The organism is Propioniciclava sp. (assembly GCF_036744435.1).
Taxonomy (GTDB): Bacteria; Actinomycetota; Actinomycetes; order Propionibacteriales; family Propionibacteriaceae; genus Propioniciclava.
This window is the reverse complement of record NZ_DAIOIA010000156.1, coordinates 1-5,526: the sequence shown is the minus strand read 5'-3', so window position 1 is coordinate 5,526 and position 5,526 is coordinate 1. Positions and strand designations below refer to the sequence as shown.

At 66.3% G+C, this 5,526-nt stretch carries 13 protein-coding genes; all 13 read right to left on the bottom strand.

Annotated elements, in window-relative coordinates:
* Nucleotides 1-33: 33 nt before the first annotated feature.
* On the bottom strand, nt 34-474 hold the full coding sequence (gene rplO / locus V7E09_RS14195; protein ID WP_324511707.1) for a 50S ribosomal protein L15: 441 nt from the start codon (nt 472-474) through the stop codon (nt 34-36).
* A gap of 1 nt (nt 475) precedes the next feature.
* On the bottom strand, nt 476-658 hold the full coding sequence (gene rpmD / locus V7E09_RS14190) for a 50S ribosomal protein L30 (protein WP_324511708.1): 183 nt from the start codon (nt 656-658) through the stop codon (nt 476-478).
* A complete protein-coding gene (gene rpsE / locus V7E09_RS14185) occupies nt 658-1,272 on the bottom strand; it encodes a 30S ribosomal protein S5 (RefSeq protein WP_324511709.1) in 615 nt (204 codons plus the stop codon). Before rpsE ends, rpmD begins: the two co-directional genes overlap by 1 nt.
* Before the next feature lie 20 nt (nt 1,273-1,292).
* Nucleotides 1,293-1,676, bottom strand: coding sequence for a 50S ribosomal protein L18 (gene rplR / locus V7E09_RS14180; RefSeq protein WP_324511736.1), 384 nt, complete (start codon nt 1,674-1,676; stop codon nt 1,293-1,295).
* Between the two features lie 2 nt (nt 1,677-1,678).
* Entirely contained in the window at nt 1,679-2,221 is a 543-nt protein-coding gene (gene rplF / locus V7E09_RS14175; protein ID WP_324511710.1) for a 50S ribosomal protein L6, read from the bottom strand.
* A 19-nt stretch (nt 2,222-2,240) separates the two neighbouring features.
* Nucleotides 2,241-2,648 carry a 30S ribosomal protein S8 gene (gene rpsH / locus V7E09_RS14170; protein WP_324511711.1) on the bottom strand — a complete coding sequence of 136 codons (408 nt, stop codon included), beginning with the start codon at nt 2,646-2,648 and terminating at the stop codon, nt 2,241-2,243.
* Between the two features lie 88 nt (nt 2,649-2,736).
* Nucleotides 2,737-2,922, bottom strand: coding sequence for a type Z 30S ribosomal protein S14 (locus V7E09_RS14165; protein ID WP_324511712.1), 186 nt, complete (start codon nt 2,920-2,922; stop codon nt 2,737-2,739).
* Between the two features lie 8 nt (nt 2,923-2,930).
* Nucleotides 2,931-3,578 carry a 50S ribosomal protein L5 gene (gene rplE / locus V7E09_RS14160; protein WP_324511713.1) on the bottom strand — a complete coding sequence of 216 codons (648 nt, stop codon included), beginning with the start codon at nt 3,576-3,578 and terminating at the stop codon, nt 2,931-2,933.
* A gap of 1 nt (nt 3,579) precedes the next feature.
* On the bottom strand, nt 3,580-3,954 hold the full coding sequence (rplX, locus tag V7E09_RS14155; protein WP_324511714.1) for a 50S ribosomal protein L24: 375 nt from the start codon (nt 3,952-3,954) through the stop codon (nt 3,580-3,582).
* Nucleotide 3,955: 1 nt separating this feature from the next.
* Nucleotides 3,956-4,324: a 50S ribosomal protein L14 gene (rplN, locus tag V7E09_RS14150; RefSeq protein ID WP_324511715.1), complete on the bottom strand. Its 369-nt coding sequence runs from the start codon at nt 4,322-4,324 to the stop codon at nt 3,956-3,958.
* 139 nt (nt 4,325-4,463) lie between these two features.
* On the bottom strand, nt 4,464-4,730 hold the full coding sequence (gene rpsQ / locus V7E09_RS14145; protein WP_324511716.1) for a 30S ribosomal protein S17: 267 nt from the start codon (nt 4,728-4,730) through the stop codon (nt 4,464-4,466).
* A gap of 12 nt (nt 4,731-4,742) precedes the next feature.
* Nucleotides 4,743-4,973, bottom strand: coding sequence for a 50S ribosomal protein L29 (gene rpmC, locus V7E09_RS14140; protein ID WP_324511717.1), 231 nt, complete (start codon nt 4,971-4,973; stop codon nt 4,743-4,745).
* Nucleotides 4,973-5,392, bottom strand: a complete 420-nt coding sequence (rplP, locus tag V7E09_RS14135; protein ID WP_324511718.1) for a 50S ribosomal protein L16 — start codon at nt 5,390-5,392, stop codon at nt 4,973-4,975. Before rplP ends, rpmC begins: the two co-directional genes overlap by 1 nt.
* Between the last annotated feature and the right edge of the window lie 134 nt (nt 5,393-5,526).

Genomic DNA, 5,526 nt, shown 5'->3' with positions numbered 1-5,526 from the left:
GGATGCTCGCCGTCGGCGTGAACGTAGCGTTGCTCAGACCTCGGTGGCGGTGCCGCCAGCAGCCTCGATCTTCGCCTTGGCGGACGTGGTGTAGGCATCGGCCTCCACGTCCAGCTTCACGGACACCTCGCCGCTGCCGAGGACCTTGACGAGACGGCCGTCGCGCACGGCGCCCTTCTCGACCAGGTCGGCGACGGTGACCTTGCCCCCGGCCGGGAACAGCTCGGCAAGCTTGCCGACGTTCACGACCTGGTACTCCACCCGGAACGGGTTGGAGAAGCCACGCAGCTTCGGGAGCCGCATGTGCAGCGGCATCTGCCCGCCCTCGAACGCCGCGGGGACGTTCTTGCGCGCGCCGGTGCCCTTGGTACCGCGACCGGCCGTCTTACCCTTGCTCGCCTCGCCACGGCCCACGCGGGTCTTGGCGGTCTTGGCGCCGGGTGCCGGGCGCAGGTGATGTGCCTTCAGCACCATGTCACTCAACCTCCTCGACGGAGACGAGGTGGATGACCGTGTTGGCCATGCCGCGGAACTGCGGCGTGTCCTCACGCTCCACCACGTCACCGATCTTCTTCAGTCCGAGGGTGCGAAGCGTCTCAGACTGATTCCTCTTGGCGCGGTTGGCGCCCTTGACCTGGGTGATGCGGAGCTTGCCCATCAGGCCGCCCCCTCCTTCCGGGCCCGCAGCAGCGCCGCCGGAACGACGTCCTCCACGGGCAGGCCGCGGCGACGAGCAACCGCTTCGGGCTCCTCGAGCTGCTGCAGCGCGGCCACCGTGGCGTGCACCACGTTGATGGAGTTCGGGCTACCCAGCGACTTCGCGAGCACGTCGGAGATCCCGGCGCACTCGAGCACGGCGCGCACCGAGCCTCCGGCGATGACGCCGGTACCCGGGGAGGCCGGACGCAGGAGCACGACACCGGCAGCCTTCTCGCCCTGGACGGGGTGCGGGATGGTGCCCTGGATGCGGGGAACGCGGAAGAAGTGCTTCTTCGCTTCCTCGACGCCCTTGGCGATCGCCGCAGGCACCTCCTTGGCCTTGCCGTACCCGACGCCCACGTTGCCGTCGCCATCGCCCACCACGACCAGCGCGGTGAAGCTGAAGCGGCGTCCGCCCTGATGGACCTTCGCGACGCGGTTGATCGTCACGACGCGCTCCAGGTACTGGCTCTTCTCTTCACGGGTGTCCCGGCCACGTCGATCATCGCGGCCGCGACGCTCGCCACCGCCGGTGCCGCGCTGGCCCCGGGCGTTCGCGTTTTCGTTCGCCATTGTTGTCCTTTCCGCTCTGATCAGAATCCGAGGCCGGCCTCGCGGGCGCCCTCAGCGAGCGCCGCAATCCGTCCGTGGTACTTGTTGCCGGCGCGGTCGAACACGACGTTCTCCACACCCGCCTGCTTGGCACGCTCGGCCACCAAGGATCCGACCTGCTTGGCCTTGGCGCTCTTGTCGCCGGACGCCGCCCGCAGGTCGGCCTCCATCGTGGACGCCGAGGCCAGGGTGCGGCCGACGGTGTCGTCGACGACCTGGGCCACGATGTGACGCGAACTGCGGGTGACCACCAGTCGCGGACGCTCCGTGGTACCGAAGATCGACTTGCGGCCCCGGACCTGTCGGCGCAACCGCGCCTTCGTCCGAGCACCCATGCCCTTGTTGTTCGACAGGGAGATCGCCATCGTCACTTACCAGCCTTTCCGACCTTGCGGCGAACGTGTTCGCCGGCGTATCGCACGCCCTTGCCCTTGTAGGGCTCCGGCTTGCGCAGCTTGCGGATGTTGGCAGCGACCTCGCCAACAACCTGCTTATCGATGCCCTGCACCGAGAACGCGGTCGGCTTCTCCACGGCGAAGGTAACGCCTGCGGGGGCGTCCACGATCACCGGGTGGCTGAAGCCGAGGTTGAACTCCAACTGCGTGGGGCCCTTGCTGATGACGCGGTAACCAACACCGACGATCTCCAGCTTCTTCTCATAGCCCTCGGTGACACCGATGACCATGTTGTTGACCAGCGTGCGGGTCAGGCCGTGCAGCGAGCGGGATTCCCGCTCGTCGTCCGGGCGCGTGACCTCGATCTCGCCGGCCTCGTTCTTGGCGACCGTGATGGGCTCGGACACCGTCAGGCTCAGCGACCCCTTGGGTCCCTTGATCTCGACATCCTGCCCGGCGAGCTTCACCTCGACCCCGGCCGGAACGGTGATGGGGAGCTTTCCAATACGCGACATGTTCTGTTCAGCTCCTCTCTCACCAAACGTAGGCGAGCACTTCGCCGCCGACGCTCTTGCGCGATGCTTCCTTATCGGTCAGCAGACCCTGCGACGTCGAGATGATCGCGACGCCGAGGCCGCCGAGCACCTTCGGCAGCGCGTTGCTCTTGGCGTACACGCGCAGGCCGGGCTTGCTGATCCGGCGCAGGCCCGCGATCGAACGCTCGCGGTTCTGGCCGTACTTCAGGGTGACCTTCAGGGTCTTGCTGACCTCGCCCTCGGCGGGATCGATGACCTCGTAGGACGTGATGTACCCCTGCTGCTTCAAGATCTCGGCGATACCCACCTTGATCTTGCTGTGCGGCATGGAGGTCGAGTCGTGGAACGCCTGGTTGGCGTTACGCAGACGCGTGAGCATATCTGCGATTGGGTCGGTCATTGTCATGGCTTGTTCGGCCTCTTTCTCGCCGTGGTTTCCCCGAGCGGGAATGCTCGGGGACCTTCAGCGCCAGGTTTCGTGGGGGGAGGGCAGGTCACCAAGAAGACTTGGTGATGCCCGGCAGTTCGCCGCGGTGAGCGAGGTCACGCAGGCAAACGCGGCACAGGCCGAACTTGCGGTACACCGAACGCGGACGCCCACACTTGTTGCAGCGGGTGTATGCGCGGACGGCGAACTTGGGCTTGCGGGCCTGCTTGACCTTCAGTGCGGTCTTAGCCATCGATCAGCTCACTTCCTCGACATCTGCTTCTTGATCTGGCTCTTGGAGCCAGTGAAGGCGCGCTTGCGGGCGGTGGCCTTCTTCGGGTCATTCTCCGCAGCCTTGAACGGGAAGCCCAGCTGACGCAGCAGCGCCAGGCCCTCGTCGTCGGTGGTCGCGGAGGTCACGAACGTGATGTCCATGCCGCGCACGCGGTCGATCTTGTCCTGATCGATCTCGTGGAACATGACCTGCTCGTTGAGACCGAACGTGTAGTTGCCCTGGCCGTCGAACTGGCGAGCCGAGAGCCCGCGGAAGTCGCGGATTCGGGGCAGGGCCAGCGTCAGCAGCCGATCGGCGAACTCCCACATGCGGTCCCCACGCAACGTGACGTGGCATCCGATCGGCATGCCTTCGCGCAGCTTGAACTGGGCGATCGACTTGCGGGCCTTGGTCACCTGCGGCTTCTGGCCGGTGATCGCCGTCAGGTCACGGATCGCTCCGTCGATGACCTTGGAGTCGCGGGCAGCCTCGCCGACACCCATGTTCACGACGACCTTGACCAGGCCGGGGATCTGCATGACGTTGGCGTACGAGAACTGCTCGTTCAGCGCGGGACGGATCTCCTCGCGGTACTTCTGCTTCAGGCGGGGCAATTCCTTGACGGACTCAGCCATCTCAGATCTCCTCTCCGGTGGCGCGGGCGATACGGACCGAGCGCTCGGCGGTGTAGGTGCTGCCGTCGGGGCGAGTCTTCGTCACCTCGACGCGCTTGTGACCGACGCGGGTGGTCTTGGCCTTGGGCCCCTTACCGGAGACGACCAGGGCGACGTTCGACGCGTGGATGGGCGCCTCGGCCTCGATGATGCCGCCCGTGGTCGCGCCCGAGGAGTTCGGGTTCGCCGGGGTGTGCTTCTTGACCAGGTTGACGCTCTCGACGATGACGCGGTTCTCCTTCGGGAAAACCTTGAGGACCTTGCCGGTCACGCCCTTGTCGGATCCGGCGATCACCTTGACCAGGTCGCCCTTCTTCACGTGAAGAGACTTACCCATCTCAGATCACCTCCGGAGCGAGCGAGATGATGCGCATGAACTTCTTGTCGCGCAGTTCGCGGCCGACCGGGCCGAAGATGCGCGTGCCGCGAGGCTCGCCGTCATTCTTGAGGATGACCGCCGCGTTCTCGTCGAACTTGATGTAGGAGCCGTCGGGGCGACGGGTCTCCTTCGTGGTCCGGACGATGACGGCCTTGACGACCTCGCCCTTCTTCACGTTGCCACCGGGGATGGCGTCCTTGACCGTGGCGACGATGCGGTCGCCCAGGCCTGCGTAGCGACGCTTGGAGCCACCGAGAACACGGATGCAAAGGAGTTCCTTCGCACCAGTGTTGTCGGCGACCTTGAGTCGCGACTCCTGCTGAATCATTGCTTCTCTCCTTGGTTCGCCGGTTCCCTTGCGGGCCTGGCGGACTGATGCCGGCTGCCACACGCGTGTGGCGCGCCGAAGGTCTTCGCTGGTCGGGTTTCCAATCCGGGGTCAGCTCGTCTTCGGCGCCGGCGGGGTGCTACTTGGCCTTCTCGACGATCTCGAGGAGGCGCCAGCGCTTGGTGGCCGACAGCGGCCGGGTCTCCATGACGCGGACGCGGTCGCCGATGCCGGCGGCGTTGTCCTCGTCGTGGGCCTTCAGCTTCAGGGTCTTGGTCATGACCTTGCCGTACAGGGCGTGCTTGACGCGCTGCTCGACCGCGACCGTGATGGTCTTGTCCATCTTGTCGCTCACGACCAGGCCCTCGCGGACCTTGCGAGCGTTGCGCTCGACCGTCTCACTCATGGTTGAGTCCTCTTACTTCTCGACGTCGGGGTCGGGGACGATGCCCAGGTTGCGCTCCTGGAGCACGGTGTAAACCCGGGCGATGTCCTTGCGGGCCTCGCGCAGGCGCCCGTGGGACTCCAGCTGACCGGTGGCGGCGGCGAAGCGGAGCGTGAACAGCTCCTCCTTCAGCTCCGCAACCAACGTGTTGAGCTCCTCGCGGCTACGGCCGCGCAGGTCTGCGGCGACATGCGACTGCGCCATCAGATCTCACCTGCTTCCCGCTTGATGAAGCGTGCCTTGAAGGGCAGCTTGTGGATGGCCAGACGCATGGCCTCGCGGGCCACTTCCTCGTCCACGCCGGAGAGCTCGAAGAGCACCCGGCCGGGCTTGATGTTCGCGACCCACCATTCGGGGGAACCCTTACCGGAACCCATGCGGGACTCGGCGGGGTGCTTGGTCATCGGGCGGTCCGGGTAGACGTTGATCCACACCTTGCCGCCACGCTTGATGTGACGGGTCATGGCGATACGGGCCGACTCGATCTGGCGGTTGGTCAGGTAGGACGACTCCAGCGCCTGGATACCGAACTCGCCGAACGCCAGCTTGGTGCCACCCTTGGCCATGCCATCACGCTTGGGGTGGTGCTGCTTGCGGTACTTGACTCGACGGGGAATCAGCATCGGGTCACGCTCCTTCGCTCTGCTGAGCCTCGGCCGCCGGGGCCTCGGCTGCGGCTTCGGCGCGGCGGCGCCCGCCGCGCTCGGGACGATCGCCGCCACGGCCATCGCGACGGGGGCCACGGCCCGGACGACGC